This is a genomic window from Glutamicibacter protophormiae, from assembly GCF_016894325.1.
GTDB classification, from domain to species: Bacteria; Actinomycetota; Actinomycetes; order Actinomycetales; family Micrococcaceae; genus Glutamicibacter; species Glutamicibacter protophormiae.
In genome coordinates this window covers 3,598,480-3,613,597 of record NZ_CP069806.1, presented here as the reverse complement: position 1 = coordinate 3,613,597, position 15,118 = coordinate 3,598,480, and the positions used below count along the sequence as shown (strand labels likewise).

Annotated in this window: 15 protein-coding genes; 9 read left to right on the top strand and 6 right to left on the bottom strand. The window is 59.8% G+C overall.

What is annotated here, in order from left to right:
* The first annotated feature begins 106 nt into the window (after positions 1-106).
* From JQN66_RS16850 to JQN66_RS16840, 3 genes are all read left to right on the top strand, one after another.
* Positions 107-874: a hypothetical protein gene (locus JQN66_RS16850; RefSeq protein WP_190264278.1), complete on the top strand. Its 768-nt coding sequence runs from the start codon at positions 107-109 to the stop codon at positions 872-874.
* Positions 871-1,317, top strand: coding sequence for a nuclear transport factor 2 family protein (locus JQN66_RS16845; RefSeq protein WP_204676042.1), 447 nt, complete (start codon positions 871-873; stop codon positions 1,315-1,317). Before JQN66_RS16850 ends, JQN66_RS16845 begins: the two co-directional genes overlap by 4 nt.
* Positions 1,318-1,687: 370 nt before the next feature.
* Entirely contained in the window at positions 1,688-2,374 is a 687-nt protein-coding gene (locus JQN66_RS16840; RefSeq protein ID WP_204676041.1) for a hypothetical protein, read from the top strand.
* On the opposite strand, the gene JQN66_RS16835 is transcribed toward JQN66_RS16840, so the two are convergent.
* The 5 genes from JQN66_RS16835 to JQN66_RS16815 form a co-directional block, all read right to left on the bottom strand.
* On the bottom strand, positions 2,313-2,633 hold the full coding sequence (locus JQN66_RS16835) for a hypothetical protein (RefSeq protein ID WP_204676040.1): 321 nt from the start codon (positions 2,631-2,633) through the stop codon (positions 2,313-2,315). The genes JQN66_RS16840 and JQN66_RS16835 overlap by 62 nt on opposite strands.
* Before the next feature lie 192 nt (positions 2,634-2,825).
* Positions 2,826-4,037 carry an NADH:flavin oxidoreductase/NADH oxidase gene (locus JQN66_RS16830; RefSeq protein WP_204676039.1) on the bottom strand — a complete coding sequence of 404 codons (1,212 nt, stop codon included), beginning with the start codon at positions 4,035-4,037 and terminating at the stop codon, positions 2,826-2,828.
* Positions 4,038-4,101: 64 nt separating this feature from the next.
* Positions 4,102-5,538, bottom strand: coding sequence for an MFS transporter (locus tag JQN66_RS16825; RefSeq protein WP_204676038.1), 1,437 nt, complete (start codon positions 5,536-5,538; stop codon positions 4,102-4,104).
* A gap of 49 nt (positions 5,539-5,587) precedes the next feature.
* Positions 5,588-6,031 carry an acyl-CoA thioesterase gene (locus JQN66_RS16820; protein ID WP_204676037.1) on the bottom strand — a complete coding sequence of 148 codons (444 nt, stop codon included), beginning with the start codon at positions 6,029-6,031 and terminating at the stop codon, positions 5,588-5,590.
* Between the two features lie 106 nt (positions 6,032-6,137).
* The gene (locus JQN66_RS16815) at positions 6,138-6,905 is read right to left on the bottom strand and encodes an SDR family NAD(P)-dependent oxidoreductase (protein WP_190264266.1); all 768 of its coding nucleotides are present in this window, start codon (positions 6,903-6,905) and stop codon (positions 6,138-6,140) included.
* Positions 6,906-7,038: 133 nt separating this feature from the next.
* Here JQN66_RS16815 and JQN66_RS16810 point away from each other — a divergent pair, with 133 nt between their 5' ends.
* From JQN66_RS16810 to JQN66_RS16785, 6 genes are all read left to right on the top strand, one after another.
* Positions 7,039-8,250: an ABC transporter substrate-binding protein gene (locus JQN66_RS16810; protein WP_204676035.1), complete on the top strand. Its 1,212-nt coding sequence runs from the start codon at positions 7,039-7,041 to the stop codon at positions 8,248-8,250.
* 76 nt (positions 8,251-8,326) lie between these two features.
* The gene (locus tag JQN66_RS16805; RefSeq protein WP_047120447.1) at positions 8,327-9,184 is read left to right on the top strand and encodes a branched-chain amino acid ABC transporter permease; all 858 of its coding nucleotides are present in this window, start codon (positions 8,327-8,329) and stop codon (positions 9,182-9,184) included.
* A 67-nt stretch (positions 9,185-9,251) separates the two neighbouring features.
* Complete coding sequence (locus JQN66_RS16800; protein ID WP_204676034.1) at positions 9,252-11,009, top strand: branched-chain amino acid ABC transporter ATP-binding protein/permease; 1,758 nt, start codon at positions 9,252-9,254, stop codon at positions 11,007-11,009.
* Position 11,010: 1 nt separating this feature from the next.
* Positions 11,011-11,766 carry an ABC transporter ATP-binding protein gene (locus JQN66_RS16795; RefSeq protein ID WP_204676033.1) on the top strand — a complete coding sequence of 252 codons (756 nt, stop codon included), beginning with the start codon at positions 11,011-11,013 and terminating at the stop codon, positions 11,764-11,766.
* Positions 11,767-11,899: 133 nt separating this feature from the next.
* Complete coding sequence (locus tag JQN66_RS16790) at positions 11,900-12,715, top strand: SDR family oxidoreductase (protein WP_204676032.1); 816 nt, start codon at positions 11,900-11,902, stop codon at positions 12,713-12,715.
* Positions 12,715-13,935 (top strand): acetyl-CoA C-acetyltransferase, encoded by a 1,221-nt coding sequence (locus JQN66_RS16785; RefSeq protein WP_204676031.1) that lies wholly within the window; start codon positions 12,715-12,717, stop codon positions 13,933-13,935. The genes JQN66_RS16790 and JQN66_RS16785 overlap by 1 nt, the downstream gene beginning before the upstream one ends.
* 172 nt (positions 13,936-14,107) lie before the next feature.
* On the opposite strand, the gene JQN66_RS16780 is transcribed toward JQN66_RS16785, so the two are convergent.
* Positions 14,108-15,052: a hypothetical protein gene (locus JQN66_RS16780; RefSeq protein ID WP_204676030.1), complete on the bottom strand. Its 945-nt coding sequence runs from the start codon at positions 15,050-15,052 to the stop codon at positions 14,108-14,110.
* Positions 15,053-15,118: the final 66 nt, after the last annotated feature.

Here is a 15,118-nt window from a genome sequence, read left to right as displayed (position 1 = left end):
TCCGGGATCCTTCGGGCGCCGGCGGCTGGGGCTGGGCGAGCATGGAGGGCGGGGACCCTCACCGGGCCCGCGCGGCGACCCGGAAGCTTCCGGAGTAAGGGTTTTCATGTTCTCCGATTTGGCGTTCTTCTCCTTCGTGCAGCTGGCCGATGCCTCGCTGCATGGCGAGTACAACCGCTGGCACCAACTGGACCACCGCCCCGAGAACCTGGCCCTGCCCGGCGTGGCCTGGGGAGACCGCTGGGCGCGGGTGCGCGAGCAGGAAACGTCGCACGCGGCGGATTCGGCATTCGCGGACACCGACTTCGTGGCGATGTACTGGTTCCGTGACCCGGTAGAGCAGAGCGTCGACGCCTGGGACCGTCTGGGCGAAGCGTCGTTCCAGTGGGGTCGCGGCCCGATCATCCCGGGAGTCGAGCGCAAACTGCTGGCCTTCTTCCGCCCGGTCAAGGGCTACTCCGCGCCGCACGCACTGGTCAGCCCCGACGTGCTGCCGTTCCGCCCGAACCAGGGCATGCACATCACGCTCACCCGCTACCCGGAGCCGCACGGGCTGGACGCGCACGACAGCTTCCGCTGGGAAGACACCGAACTGATGCCGGAACTGCTGAAGGTCCCCGGGGTTGCCGGCGGCTGGACGTTCTCCTTCAGCCACGCCCAGCAGCACACCACGCTGCCTTTTGCGGACACCGTCAGCCACCAGCCGGGTGAGCTGCGCATCCGCCTGCTGTATCTGGACGGGGAACCGCGAATGACCGGTTCCGCCATCCGCAGCACCGAACATCAGCTTGCCGCCGAACCCTCGGCACCACAGGCCGGAGAAGTCCTCTTCTCCTCGACACTGAGCACAATCATTCCTTGGAGGGACTGGTGAAAAGCATTGAAGAGCGCCTGCAGGCGCTGGAAGACCGGGCTGAAATCCTGGACTTGATCGCAAGCTACGGACCCTTCGCCGACTCCGGCAACGCGCAGGCCATCGAGCGGCTCTGGGCCGAAGGCGGGACCTACTCCTTCGACACCACCACGCTGCAGTACGAAGACTTGGCAGGGCTGGTCGAATTCGACACCCACAAGGACTTCATGGCCGCCGGCTGTGCGCACGTCGGCACCGCGCCATCGCTGCGCATCGACGGGGACGCCGCGGTGGCCACGAACCACTCGCTGGTTTTCGCCCGCCGCGGCGAGCCGTGGACCGCCGAGCGCGTTAGCGCCAACCGCTGGGAGCTCACCCGCACAGCCGAGGGCTGGAAAGTTGCTAAGCGCGAGAACCGCCTGCTGACCGGCAGCGAATGGGCGCGGGAGCTGTTCAGCAACTAGCCGCAACCGCACCGGATCTGCCAGCGAGGGTCATAAATTAATGGTGTTGAATAGGGAATGCTCCCGGCCCAGGCCGGGAACATTCCTTTTGTTCTAGGTGCCGCTGTACTGCTCGAAGCGCGTCAGCGGGGTTTCCCCGGATTCGCCTAGGCGTTGCAGGGTAGACATCCTCCATGCGGGCGACTTTTCAAAGGGCTAGATTGAGGTGGGAGATAGGCCCGAACGGAAAGTGGCTCTGGGCCGTTATATTTGACCGTAATATCTCAACATAGAATGATTTTTAGCACTCTAACGGTCGTCGGAGTTTTTTGGGATACGGTGAAGTTCAAAAAACTGGAAGTCGCTTTGGTGCGATTTGCATGGAAATATTGTGAACGAGGGGAACCTAGTAGGTATGGAATCAGCCAGAGGGTATTGGGCGATCATTTTAGGGATACTTTTAGTGATCTTGGCGATCACAGTATGGAGAGTTTCGATCCATGCCACCCCTGACCAGTATGGTGCTGAAAACCGCAGCAATGAAGGATCAAATGGCACAAAATCTCTTGCCAGAAAGCAAGATCCAGTTGATTCTTTTGATGAAAATATCAAAAGATATGTCGCTAATGCATACTCAAGTACCGATGGATTGAACCCAATCTCAGATGTAGACATCGTTTATCTGGGTAGAGAAATCTGTTCTGATCTTGAATCCAATGGCGACGGAAAACTTTATCTCCCCGAGAGCGTATCTTCCGGAGACGAAGTAACCATTGATTTAGCCATCGCTCTAAATTATGCATACGCTACGAACGTCGAATGTAGCCATACGAATAACGATGAGGCAGACAATTTCTTTCGACGTATGTTTTTCAAGCTAGCGGTTGATGGAAAAGACGCGACGGCTGATTGGATAAAGAGTGAACTGGGATCTCAACCTGTCACCTCCGACGAGTGGAGAAGCTCGGAGCTGTACTTGCGTGATGGGGGGAGTGCCGTGTTGTGTAATGACGGTTCTATATCCACTGCTGAAGGAAAACAGGGAGCCTGTTCTTGGCATGGTGGAGTCTCGAACTAGGGGTAGCTATTTCCAACGAGGTAGCCGGAGACAAGTGGCCGTGGTCTTTGAGCAGGTCGCGGGCCGTGAAATCCTCAGGATCTTGCGCCCAACCAAACACGTCCGTGATCGGACGCCAGCCCACAGTGGCGGCGAAGAGCAGGTGCGAGAGCAACCGTTTGCCGTCGGACTCGGAATACGCGTCCTGCTTGGCGCCCGCGTCGGTGGCCGAGGCCAGGAACACGTCCGCGAGCTGTCCAGCGGTTTCCATATCGGTCACGGACGAGGGCGGATTCCACCACTAGGACGGTTCTTCCCCGATGAGGCCTTGCCCGTCATGCGCCCAAACGGTACCCACGCGGGTCATGTCCACAATGTCGTATTTATTGGAGAGAACTAGCGGCATCTATTCGAATTAAACCAGTGATGCTCCCGGCTTTCCGGGAGCATCACTGGTTTATGCGGAGGTTGATCAGGCTCCGCTGTACTGCTCGAAGCGCGTCAGCGGGGTTTCCCCGGACTCTGCCAGCCGCTGCAGGGTGGACAGGCGCGGGCCCAGGGCGCTGCCGAAGCGTATGTCCCAGTGGTCGAACTCGTCGGCCGCCAGTGCGCGCCGTGCGTGGTGCACCCAGTTCGGGTCGTCCAGCATCTCGCGCCCCAGCAGCACGATGTCCGCGTCCTGGTCCTCGATCATCCGGCTTGCCTGCTCCGGATCCACGATGAAGCCCACGCAGGCCACGAGCGCATCAGTGCCGGCCTTGATGGCCCGGGCGAAGTCGGCGTGGAAGCCGAAGCCGCGGCGCACGCGGGTGTCGCTGGAACGGTCGGTGGTGATGCCGCCGGAGGAGGTGTCGATGACGTCCACGCCGGCGGCGTTCGCGTGACGGGAGAATTCGACGATGTCCTCGATGCCCAAGCCTCCGTCCGTCACGCCGTCCACCGAAGACACCCGGTAGGCCAGGATGATCTCGTCGCCGATCGCCTCGCGGATGGCGCGGATGACCTCCAGCGGGTAGCGCATGCGCCCGGCGGTGTCCCCGCCGTAGCCGTCGGTGCGGGTGTTGGAGATGGGGGAGAGGAAGGAGTGCAGCAGGTAGCCGTGGGCGCCGTGCAGCTCAATGTAGCGGAAGCCGGCCTCCGCGGCGCGGCGCGCGGCGGCCGCCCACTGGATCACGGATTCGGCGATCTCCGCTTCGCTCATCTCGGTCGGTACCGGCCAGTCCGGACCGGCCGGAAGCGCCGAGGGGGCGATGGTCTGCCATGGCGGGTTGCCGGCCTGGGCGTCCGTTTCGTCCAGCGGGGCGCCTGCATGCCACGGTTCGCGCACCGAGGCGCGGCGGCCTGCATGGCCCAGCTGGATGCCGGGGACGGAGCCGTGGGCGTCCAGAAGGCTGGCGATGCGGGTCATTCCCTCCACCTGGGCGTCGTCCCACAGGCCCAGATCGTGGTGGGAGATGCGTCCGCGCGGCTCGACGGCCGTCGCCTCGACGATGACCAGACCCGCGCCGCCCAGGGCGAAGCGCCCCAGATGGGCTAGGTGGAAGTCGCTGACGAAGCCGTCGACAGCCGCGTACATGCACATGGGTGAGACCCCTGCCCGCAGGGGTAGCGTGGTGCCGCGGATGCTCAGGGGCGTGAAGAGCGCCCGCTCCTCGGGGTTTGCTGTGCGCGCGTCAATAGTCATGCCAGCACTCTACCGAGCAGCCGGACGGCCCGGGCCGCCAGTCCCATTTCCCGGAACCGCCAGCTCAGTGCCGTACGGTGCCCCGCGATGAAGGAAGCATCAGGGCCAGCACCGAGGCGAACAGGCAACTGGCGGCGACGGCTGCGAAGGCAAGCGTCAGGCCGGCCTGGGTCAGGAACTGCGACCCTCCGGCGGACACCGCGAAGCCGGAGAGCAGAACGGCGAACAGGGCGCTGGCGGCGGCCCCGGAGAAGGTGCGGACCAGCGAATTGATGCCGTTCGCCGCCGCGGCGTCCTGCGCCGGGCTGTATCCCATGACCAGTGCGGGCATGGCCGCGAAACTCAGTGCCGTGCCCACCCCCACCAGCGCCGCGCCAACCACGATGGCGGTGAGCGAGCCGTGCGTGAACAGGCGGAAGACGAAGGACAGCGACATGACCAGCGCGCCCAAGGCCAGCACCTTGCGGGCGTCGATGCGGTTGAGCAGCATGCCGGCCACCGGTGAAAGCCCGGCCATGGTCAGCGACGCGGGGATCATGACCAGCCCGGCGTCCACCGGGCTGAGGCCCAGCCCGGAGCCGAGGTCCGCCGGGGCCTGCACCTCGTGGGCGGTCAGCAGGTGGTTGGCGAACATTCCGGCGGTGGCGAAGAAGGTGGCGATGTTGGTCAGCAGCACCGGACGGCGGAAGGCGGTGCGCAGATCGACGACCGGGCGGGCGCTGCGCAGCTGCTGCGGAACCCACAGGCAGGCCGCCAGGATCCCGAGGCCTGAAATCACCGCGAGCGGCAGCGGATGCGTGCCCCACCAGCCGGACTTCGAGAGGACAAATAAAACGCTGCCCAGCACCACCGACAATCCCAGCGCACCGAGCACGTCGAACCGTCCGCCGGGGTAGGCGCCCGCATCGCGGACCAATGCCAGTGCGCCGGCCATGGCCAGGATCCCTCCGGCGGCGGAGAACACGAAGATCCCAGAGGTGCCCAGGGCGCTGCTGCCCAGGATCCCGGAGAGCAGCAGCCCGGTGGCCGACCCCAGTCCGACGGTGGCGCTCATGACGGCGATCGCGGTACCGGCACGGCCCGCCGGCATGATGCCGCGCAGCAGGCTGATGCCGATGGGAACAATGGAGGAGGCGCAGCCCTGCAGGGCACGGCCCGCCAGCGCCCAGCCGAAGCCCGGCCCCACCGCGGCCGTCAGCGAACCGGCCACCAGCAGTCCCAAGGCGGCCAGCAGCAGGCGCCGCCTGCCGTACATGTCCGCCATGCGCGAGAGCACCGGGGTGCCCACGGCCCCGGCGAGGAGGGTAATCGTCACCAGCCACGAAGCATCCTCCGCCGAGACCCCGAGGTCTTCGGAGAAGCTGGGCAGCGACGGGACGACCAACGTGAACTGCATGGAGGAGAGCATGCCGCTGACGGCAAGCAGGAGGACAGTGGGCCACCGGGCGGCGGCCCACTTGGCCTGGGGCTCGCCGGTTTCGAGGCTGCGGGTAGCGCTCATGGCAGCAACCGGCGCTCGCCGGCGGTTGGGCTGGCTACGGCGATGGAAGTCATTGGGCGGCGCTGGATTCAAGGAAGGTGCGGAAGACGTCCGGCAGGCGGATGGCTTTCTGCTCGGGGCTGACGGTTACCAACCAGTTGGATGCTGTTGCCACCAGGGTCTGGTCTTCGCGCCGCCACATTTGGAAATCGAAGCGGACCGAGCAATTCCCGATTTCCCCGACGCGCAGCTCAATGGTGATTTCCTCGAAGAGCCGCGCCGCCTGCAGATAGTCGCAGTGGGTGGCCCGGGACACCGTCCACCAGCCGAAGCGTTCGAGCAGGGTGTCCTGGCGGAATCCGTTCAGCAGCAGCCACTCGGTCTGCAGCGCTTCCATGCGAGGGAACCAGGTGGCGTAGTAGAGGATTCCGGCGGGGTCCGTGTCCGCGTAGCTCAATCGTTGGGTGTGCTCGTGGACCGGTGTGGAAAGTTCGGTATCAAAATTGAGCGACATTGCTGGAAGTCCCTCCTGAATTCGATTTGTATGGAGCGCAAGCAAACATTACCCAGCATTTGCTCGGTGCAGTTTGCCGGATCCGAGTGAACGGGAAGAACCGATCCTAGACGCTATATCCGCCGTCCACGTTCAGCTTCTGGCCGGATATAAAATTTGCCTTTTCTGAAACTAGGAAGGCGACAGCCTCGGCGATATCTGCCGCAGTGCCAAATCTTCTCAAGGGGATGTTATCCATGGTGACCTGCAGGGCGTTGCTATCCAGTTCGCCAGTATCGATAAGCCGCGCGGCCATCCCGTCACTCAGCATGCCCGGAGCAACCGAGTTTGCTCGTACACCGTAGCGGCCTTCTTCGGCAGCTAATGCGCGAATCATGGACTCGACCCCGCCTTTGGGAATCGCCGACAGGCCATCTCTTTTGGGGTAGCGAGCAGTGGCTGCCGAAGTTACAGCGGTGATCGATCCAGATGCGGCTCGGAGGGAAGGGAGTACCGCATGAGTGATGTTGAAGAATCCAACGAGATCAGCGTTGACTTGTTCGGCGAAATTCTCGGGGGAGACTTTCGAAAGGTGCACCATTGGGACGTGCGGTCCTGCGGCGTGGATGAAGTTTTCAATTGCACCGTGCTGTGCAATGAGGTCTTCGGCCAGATTCCTGCAAGCCTGCGGATCTAGGAGGTCGACACGGTGCGCCGTCGCCTTGTTTCCCATCTGTTCCACGAGTGCAGACGGGTCAGAGTGCTGGAAGGTGAATGCAACCTTTTTTCCTCCCCTAATCAGGCGGCGGACAATCGCCGTACCGATTCCTCCGGAGCCTCCCGTGACGAGTGAAATTCCCGATTGCCTGGTGCCGGCGGCAGCTTTTCTTGTCATGCCGTGCAAGCTACCAGCTTTGGATGAATAGTTCCAAGCAAGCGAATGCTTGGTATCTGTGTCGCTAGGCCTTATGCTCTATGTAGCAAGCGTTAGGTTGTTGATTATCTGATTGTTATGTAAGGAGAGCGCTATGCGTTTTGGTAAGGCAAAATCGTTGGTTGCATCCATGGCAGTGCTAGGTTTGGCGCTCACTGGCTGCGCCAATTCGGCATCTTCTGCCGACGGTGCAGGCGACGGTGACGGTTCGCTGAAGGTGCTGGTTCTGGGAGGCCTTGGCGCTGAAGGCATTCTTGCGAACAACGCGGCGACTTCGGTAACAGCCGCGGAAGCATCCGTTGCAGCTGTGAACGAAGCCGGCGGAATCTTGGGCAAGAAGCTTGAGATCGAAGTCATCGATGATCGGGCTGACCCTACCGTGGCTGTGACAAAATTGCGTGAGAAGCTTGCTGATGGCGAAAAGCCCGTTGCAGTTATGAACTCCGGTCCGTCAACGGTAGCGGAGGCAATCTTGCCGGTTCTGACGCAGAAGCAGATTCTCTCGTTTAACATCGGGCCAACCGAAACGTCGACAGATCCATCGGTCAACCCGCTCAACTTTGATCTCTCACCGAGTGTGCAGGACTATATCGATGGTTTTGTCCCGGAAATCCAGAGGAAAAAGTATGAAAAAGTTGCTGTTCTTCATGGCTCCAGTGCGACAGGCGAGCTGTTCGGCAAACTTACCGAACAAACGTTCACCTCTTCGGGGCTGAAGGTCACGGGTAACGAGGGCTATGACAATGCGGCCCTGGACATGACGCCCCAACTGGAAAAGCTCAAGATCAGTAATCCTGATGCGCTGGTCCTTGACTCCTATGGTGCGCCACTGGCATATGTGCTGCAGGGAATTGAAAAGCTTGGCTGGGATATTCCAGTAATTGGCAACAACTCGGTAGCTGCCACTAGCTTGGTAGCCACGGACCCACCCGCAGGAGTCCTAGGTACGTCCCAGGTCAAAAACCTGACAATGCAGGTCTTTGAGAGCACCAAATTCGATCCAAAGAACGAAAAGCTCAACGCGGCGGTAAAGCTGATGGCCGAGACGGGCACCATTGGCTCCTCGCTTATTCTTGCTTACAACTACGATGCGATGTGGCTGCTGAAGTCGGCTGCGGAGTCCTCGAACTCCCTTGAGGCCAAAAACATCGCCGAAGCACTTTTGGATAGCAAAGTCCAAGAAGCCGCGCAAACGCAGATTCTTCCCAAGTACGCATTTACGAGCGAATCCCACGCCCCGCATATGGAACCAGAACATCTGATCTTTATCTCCCCGTCAAAAATGGTCAACGGCCAGTTCCAGTAAAGATTCAAATCGTCAGGGGCCACGCTGCAAAAATGGCGTGGCCCCTGCCTGATCCGGTTTTAGAACAGGAGCGCTCATGACAATCATCTGGTCGGGTATGGCGATTGGTGCCGTCTATGCACTGGTTGCCATCGGATACAACATTGTTTTTATTTCGCAGAAAACATTCAACTTTGCTCAAGCTTCTCTCATGATGCTCGGTGCCTTCATCACCTATGTGGGCATCGTAGTAATGCAGCTGCCATGGTGGTTGGTTGGCATCATGGCGGCCATCATTGTTGGACTTATAGCTGCCCTTGAAGAGCGGATTGCGATTCGTCCTGTGAAGGACATGCATAATCTGCTGGTGACCACTTTGGGTGCTTCGATCATTCTGCAGGGAGTCGCGCAGCTGATTTGGGGCGGAGAGCCCTACCGAGTTCCCTTCTTTGCTGGTGATCAGGTCATCAGCTTGTTTGGCGGCAACGTTTACCCCGTAGAACTTGTGCTGGTTGCAGTGGTGATTCTCCTGGTCATCGGCCTGAACCAGTTCTCCAAGCACAGCCTGATCGGCATTGCCCTTATGGGGATGAGCGAAGACCGTGAAGCTGCGCAGTTGCGCGGTGTGGATGTTCGACGTTTCGCATTCCTGGCTTTTGCCTTCACTGGTGTTCTGGCAGGATTTCTGGGACTCTTTGTCGGCCCGAAAACTTATGCGGTAGCAACGCTGGGTGCGTCACTGGCACTCAAAGGATTCGTGGTACTTGCCATCGGTGGTTTTGGATCGTTGACCGGCACTCTCGCTGGCGGACTGATCGTAGGGCTCACAGAAGCGCTCGCCAGCCGATACATCGGTGCTGACTTTGCGAACCTGAGCGTATTCCTGATCTTGGTCGTGATTCTAATGGCGAAGCCTTCGGGGCTGTTTAGCCGGCAAAAAGAACGGACGGTATGACGTGTTAGCACTTTGGCTGAAAATCCGGGCACTGCCGACATGGGCGTTGCCGCTCCTTCTCGGAATCGTGCTGTTGCTATTGCCCTCCTTGGGTCTGAACTATGGAATGACCCGACAGGTCATCCTCACTTTGTTGCTGGCTCTCATTGTCTCGGGGCTGAACCTCAACTTGGGCTATGCCGGGGAATTGGCGATGGGGCATATCGCAATGTACGCGGCGGGTGCCTACACGGCTGGCCTTATTAGTAAGGCTGGAATCACCGAAATCTGGGCCCAGCTTCTTGCCGGAGCCCTGGCTGCGTTAGTCGTTGGACTGGTTTCGGGAATTCCGGGCCTGCGACTCGGCGGCTGGTCCTTGGCCATGACATCATTCTTCCTGATCCTTCTGATTCCGGACGTCCTCTCGATTTTCAAGGAGTCGACCGGTGGACGCAATGGACTGACGGGAATCGCCATTCCCACGCTTTTCGGGGAGCCGGTAACGGAGAATCAGTACTACATTCTCGTTGTCGTAATAGCGATTCTATGGTTTGCTTTCATGCGCAACGTTGTGGTTTCCCGGCACGGAACCGCATTTCAAGTGCTCAAGCAAAGCCCCGTGCTTGCTTCATCTGTAGGCATTTCTGTGTTCCGTATGAAACTTTCTGCCTACGCACTGGGTGCAATTCCGGCAGGCTTGGCCGGCGTTCTCTTTGCCAATCTTGACATGTTCATTTCCCCAGAAGCCTTTACCTTCACCGTGGCCATGACCGTTCTGGCCGCGTCCGTATTCGGAGGCTCGGCCAGTGTATACGGTGCCTTGGTGGGCGCTGGGGTTCTCCAATTCGGGTTGAACCAAGCAACCAACTTCCAAGAATATGGGCTGATTATCACTGGTGGATTCCTGCTCTTTGGCGGAGTCCTCTTTAGCGGAGGAATCGCCGGTGTGGCGCAGAAGATTGTCCGCAAGCTGGACTACAAGGCAGCGGAGCAGGTCGGACGTTCAAAGGGCAACTCTGCGGAGAATGCCGTTGCGGATGTGGAAGTGCTGCAAGGTGCAAATTTGTCTGTGCAAACGGTCTCAAAGGCATTTGGGGGTAACAAGGCGTTGTCTCAGGTCAGTCTCGAGGCAAAGCCCGGAGCTGTTACAGCGATTATTGGTCCGAACGGTTCTGGCAAAACCACACTGCTGAATATGATTTCTGGATACTATGAAACAGATGAAGGCGTTATCGCGCTGGACGATTTGCAGATCCAGGGACTGCCTTCTTATAAGGTCGCTCGATCCGGCGTTTCGAGAACTTTCCAGACGCCCAATATCCCGAAGAATCTGAGCGTCATTGAAACGGTCGAATCTGGCAGGTACTCGACCCAGAGGGCTTCGATCCTTCAAGCAGTCCTTCGCACTCCAAAATTCCGCCGTATTCGCCGTGAGGATCGTTCCGAAGCGCAACGTGTGCTTAACCTCGTGGGTCTCGGATCGCAGCTCAATGCTGATGCCGATTCGCTCCCGCTCGGCAACCGTCGGTTGTTGGAAGTTGCCCGTAGTTTGATTGGCTCGCCCAAGGTTATCTTGTTGGACGAGGTTGCCTCGGGGCTGGATGAAGACGAGCTTGATGTCCTTGCTGATCTCATTCTGCGGCTTCGCGAGGCAGGCTTGACCGTTGTCATCGTCGAGCACAACTTCCAGTTAGTACTGAGGCTAGCGGATGTTATTTACGTTCTTGCCCAAGGCTCGGTGATGGCTCACGGCGCACCTGCCGAGATTGAGAAGAACCCGCGGGTCATGGAAGAGTACCTGGGCATTGTTTCGGACTCTGATGGAACTAGCTTGGTAGGAGCATGAAATGACTGAAGAGAATATCCTGCTCGAAGTCGAACACCTGCAGACTGGCTACGGCGACCTGAAAGTCGTGCGTGATGTTTCCTTGACCGTTCGCAGTGGCCAGATCACGGTCCTCCTGGGACGCAACGGTGCCGGAAAAACTACTACCCTGCGAGCAATAACGGGACTGAACCGAACTTACGGCGGTGAGGTCCGGTACCTTGGAAAGAAGTTGGGTGAGACCGTTGCTCATCGACGTGTTGCACAGGGCATGTCATATGTTCAAGAAGGTAAAAGGGTCTTCCACGAACTGACGATTGAACAGAACCTGTTGCTTGGCGGTTTTTCAACGAAGTCGAAGAAGCGTGCGCTGCTGGAGGCCGTTCAGGAGATCTACGAGTTCTTCCCGATCCTCGGCGACAAGAGAAGCCTCCCAGCGTCCAGCATGTCTGGTGGGCAGCAGCAGATGCTAGCCATCGGCCAAGCCTTAATGGCCAAGCCAAAACTTCTCATCCTTGACGAACCGAGTCAGGGCCTGGCTCCTGCCATCATGAAAGAAGTTATGGAGCGCGTGCACTCGCTCAAAGCCACAGGGCTCGGGATTCTGCTCGTTGAGCAGGCCGTTCAGGAATCGCTGGAGATTTCTGATGAAGTTTCCGTGCTTGATATGGGTCGGACATCCCTAGCTGGCCCGGCCTCGTCAATGACCCTTGAGCAACTCCAAGAAGCGTACTTCGGCACCAGTGAATCAGTGCCTGCGAAGCAGATGTCGGAGTAGATAAGAATTGCTACTCAATCCCATTGAGCCGTCGTGCCAATTGGCGATAAAACTATAATCATGTCAACATAAAAACAAGCATTTGCTTGGTTGTCGCACATTGTCTCGCGGCAAGGAGAAAGGTGGGAAAGCGATGTCAGTCGTTATTGACCTTAAGAACCGGGTGGTGCTCGTTACGGGCGGCGCCCGCGGAGTCGGTGCCGGAATCACCCAGGCGTTTCTCGCCGCCGGGGCAATCGTGGAGATCTGCGGCCGCAGCCTCCCGGCGGCCGACGGAATCAGCGAACATCCTTCGGTGCACTTCACCCAGCTGGATGTGCGCAACGCAGAGCAGGTCCAGGACTGGGTTGCCGACGTGCACAGCCGCCGCGGCCGCATTGACGTTGCCGTCAACAATGCCGGCGGATCGCCCTTCGGGCGTTTCGAAAAGGGTTCGGCCCGCTACCTGCAGGCGATCACGGAACTGAACTTCCTCTCGGCCGCGCACGTCGCCAGCGCTGTGCTGCCGGTGATGATGCGCCAGCCGGAGAAGGGTTCCATCGTGAACATCACCTCCATCAGTGCCCGTCGTCCGAGCCCGGGCACCGCGGTGTACGGCGCGGCCAAGGCGGCACTGGAGAGCCTGACCGGAAGCCTCGCCGTGGAGTGGGCTCCGCATATCCGCGTCAACGCGGTCAGCTGCGGCTTGGTCGCCACCGAGGGCGCGGTGGACCACTACGGCGACGAGGAAAGCTTCGCACGCGTAGCTGCAACCATCCCGCGCGGGCAGCTCGCTGCCCCGAGCGAGATCGGCGCGGCCTGCGTCATGCTCGCTTCGGACATGGCATCCCACATCACCGGCGCGGTGCTGGACGTGGACGGCGGCGGGGAATGGCCGGCCTTCCTGGCGCACACCCCGAATGCCGATGAACTGAAACCACTTGAACTTGAAGTAGAAGGAGCACTCTAATGGCAGAGGCAGTTATTGTTTCAGCGGCGCGTTCGCCGATCGGCCGAGCCTACAAGGGCTCGCTGCGCGAAATGCGCGGCGACGACCTGGCCGCGCAGATGGTGCAGGCAGCGCTCAGTGCGGTGCCGGAACTGGACCCGCACACCATCAACGACCTGATGATGGGCTGTGCGCAGCCAGCAGGCGAGCAGGGCTACAACATCGCCCGCATGGTCGCCATGCAGCTGGGCCTGGACTCGGTTCCTGGCACCACCGTGCACCGCTACTGCTCGTCCTCGCTGCAGACCACCCGCATGGCATTCCACGCCATCAAGGCCGGTGAAGGCGATGTCTTCATTTCCGCCGGCGTGGAAACCGTGTCGCGCTTCGGCCTGGGCAAATCCGACGGCATGCCTGACACCAAGAACCCTGCCTTCTTCGCGGCCATGGACCGCACCAAGGCGCTGAACGAGGACGCCTCCTCGCGTTGGAGCGACCCGCGCGCCAAGGGCGAGCTGCCGGACATCTACATCGCCATGGGCGACACCGCGGAGAATGTCGCACAGCTGCGCGGCGTCTCCCGCGAAGCCCAGGACGAATGGGCAGTGCGAAGCCAGAACCTCGCCGAAGCAGCCGGATTGCGCGGATTCTGGGAAAAGGACATCACCCCGGTCACCCTGGGCGACGGCACCGTCGTGTCCACCGATGACGGACCGCGCGCCGGCGTGAAGCTGGAGAAGCTCGCCACCATGGCCCCGGTATTCCGCGAACACGGCACCGTGACCGCCGCGAACTGCTGCCCGCTGAACGACGGCGCCGCAGCACTGGTGATCATGAGTGATACCAAGGCCAAGGAACTGGGCCTGAAACCGCTGGCACGCATTGTGTCCACCGGCGTGGCGGCCATGACCCCCGAGCTCATGGGCCTGGGTCCGGTCGATGCGGTGAAGCGCGCCCTGGCCAACGCCAGGATGTCGATCAAGGACATGGACATCATGGAGCTCAACGAGGCCTTCGCCGCCCAGGTGCTGCCGTCCATCGACGACATCGGCATCGACCCGAACAAGGTCAACGTCAACGGCGGCGCGATCGCCTTGGGCCACCCGTTCGGCATGACCGGCGCCCGCATGACCACCACCGCGATCCACGCGCTGCAGGAACGCGACGAGCAGTTCGCCGTGGAAACCATGTGCGTGGCCGGCGGCCAGGGCATGGCGCTGGTGCTGGAGCGCTTGAACTAACACCAATCCACGAGAACCGTCAGAACCGCGCATGCCTGGGGAGAAAATTCCCGAGGCGTGCGCGGTGTCGTCTGCATGTATGAGCCCGGCCCTGCTTTTTGTGGCGATCCAGAGTCACACTGAAGTTTTGTGGCTTTGAATCTATAGCAACCCATGGTTCTCCCGAAGACGGCTAACGGTGATCGCCGATGGGCTGCTGCAGCACATCCTTAATCATTCTTTCCACGACAAGTAGATCCTTTTCGTGATTGCGAACTATTTTCCCCTTGGCGTTCTCAAAATCACGGTAGTCAATGATGAGCAGCGTCAATCCTTGCTCAGGAATCATTGTCGCCTTTTGGGCGTCGTATAGCTTGCGCTGTTCACCGCGCAGGTGCCCCGATGCGGTGACCTTATTATCGAAGAACGGGACGGCTTCTGAGTGCTGTTTCTCGTGGTACTCGACCACGAGTCCCCAGTCTTCCCAATAGCCATCGACCGGGAGCGATGCTCGGAGCCCGGTATTTTTCGAAGGCAGTCCCAGAAGCCAATCGAATGTCTTTTGTTGCTGGCAACCAGAACCTAGCACTTCATTGCAGAGTTTGAGAACGTAGTACTCATCGCTTTTTGCCCGTTTCGATGTTAACTGCGGTTCGGGCGTGTACTTTGGTGGATTGGGGAAATACCGGCCTGTTCCCAAACCTAACCCCCAAGCTTCGTCGAAGTCCCCGTAATCGCTGTAGGCGATGGGTAGATCCGTAAGTTTGCTGACCTGGCTCATGAGTTGTGAATACCAGTCCATGTAGGCGCGGTTTCCGGTTTCTTCGAAACCACTTCGCTTCAGGGAAGGCATCGCATCGATAATGGCTTCGGCAACGTCAATGTGGCTCACGTCGGCGGGGAATTGAATAGATTCGTTGAAGACATTTTCGTCGGCAGTTGAATACCGACATGACTCTTTCGCGTCGTAGGGAGCGCCAAACTCGTCGCCGGTGCGCCACTCGGTGACGTTGAAGACGATAATCCGCCAAGCGGTGCCCGAAGCGTTCAATCCGGGCAGAATCCTCAAGCCCCGGTACCCGAGACGGTGAAGCAGCCTGACTGCTTCCAAAATCCTGAGGGGGAGTTGCGGATCCATTGTCCTCCTTGAAACTGTCAACCTATCGAATGTTCCCATGGAGTACCGACACATTAAAAGCCGGGC

What these genes read in the sequence shown, in the direction of transcription:
- JQN66_RS16795 (WP_204676033.1), top strand. Translation starts at nt 11,011, where the DNA reads ATGACTGAAGAGAATATCCTGCTCGAAGTCGAACACCTGCAGACTGGC.
- JQN66_RS16805 (WP_047120447.1), top strand. Translation starts at nt 8,327, where the DNA reads ATGACAATCATCTGGTCGGGTATGGCGATTGGTGCCGTCTATGCACTG.
- JQN66_RS16790 (WP_204676032.1), top strand. Translation starts at nt 11,900, where the DNA reads ATGTCAGTCGTTATTGACCTTAAGAACCGGGTGGTGCTCGTTACGGGC.
- JQN66_RS16850 (WP_190264278.1), top strand. Translation starts at nt 107, where the DNA reads ATGTTCTCCGATTTGGCGTTCTTCTCCTTCGTGCAGCTGGCCGATGCC.
- JQN66_RS16780 (WP_204676030.1), bottom strand. Translation starts at nt 15,052, where the DNA reads ATGGATCCGCAACTCCCCCTCAGGATTTTGGAAGCAGTCAGGCTGCTT.
- JQN66_RS16830 (WP_204676039.1), bottom strand. Translation starts at nt 4,037, where the DNA reads ATGACTATTGACGCGCGCACAGCAAACCCCGAGGAGCGGGCGCTCTTC.
- JQN66_RS16810 (WP_204676035.1), top strand. Translation starts at nt 7,039, where the DNA reads ATGCGTTTTGGTAAGGCAAAATCGTTGGTTGCATCCATGGCAGTGCTA.
- JQN66_RS16785 (WP_204676031.1), top strand. Translation starts at nt 12,715, where the DNA reads ATGGCAGAGGCAGTTATTGTTTCAGCGGCGCGTTCGCCGATCGGCCGA.
- JQN66_RS16820 (WP_204676037.1), bottom strand. Translation starts at nt 6,031, where the DNA reads ATGTCGCTCAATTTTGATACCGAACTTTCCACACCGGTCCACGAGCAC.
- JQN66_RS16815 (WP_190264266.1), bottom strand. Translation starts at nt 6,905, where the DNA reads ATGACAAGAAAAGCTGCCGCCGGCACCAGGCAATCGGGAATTTCACTC.
- JQN66_RS16825 (WP_204676038.1), bottom strand. Translation starts at nt 5,538, where the DNA reads ATGAGCGCTACCCGCAGCCTCGAAACCGGCGAGCCCCAGGCCAAGTGG.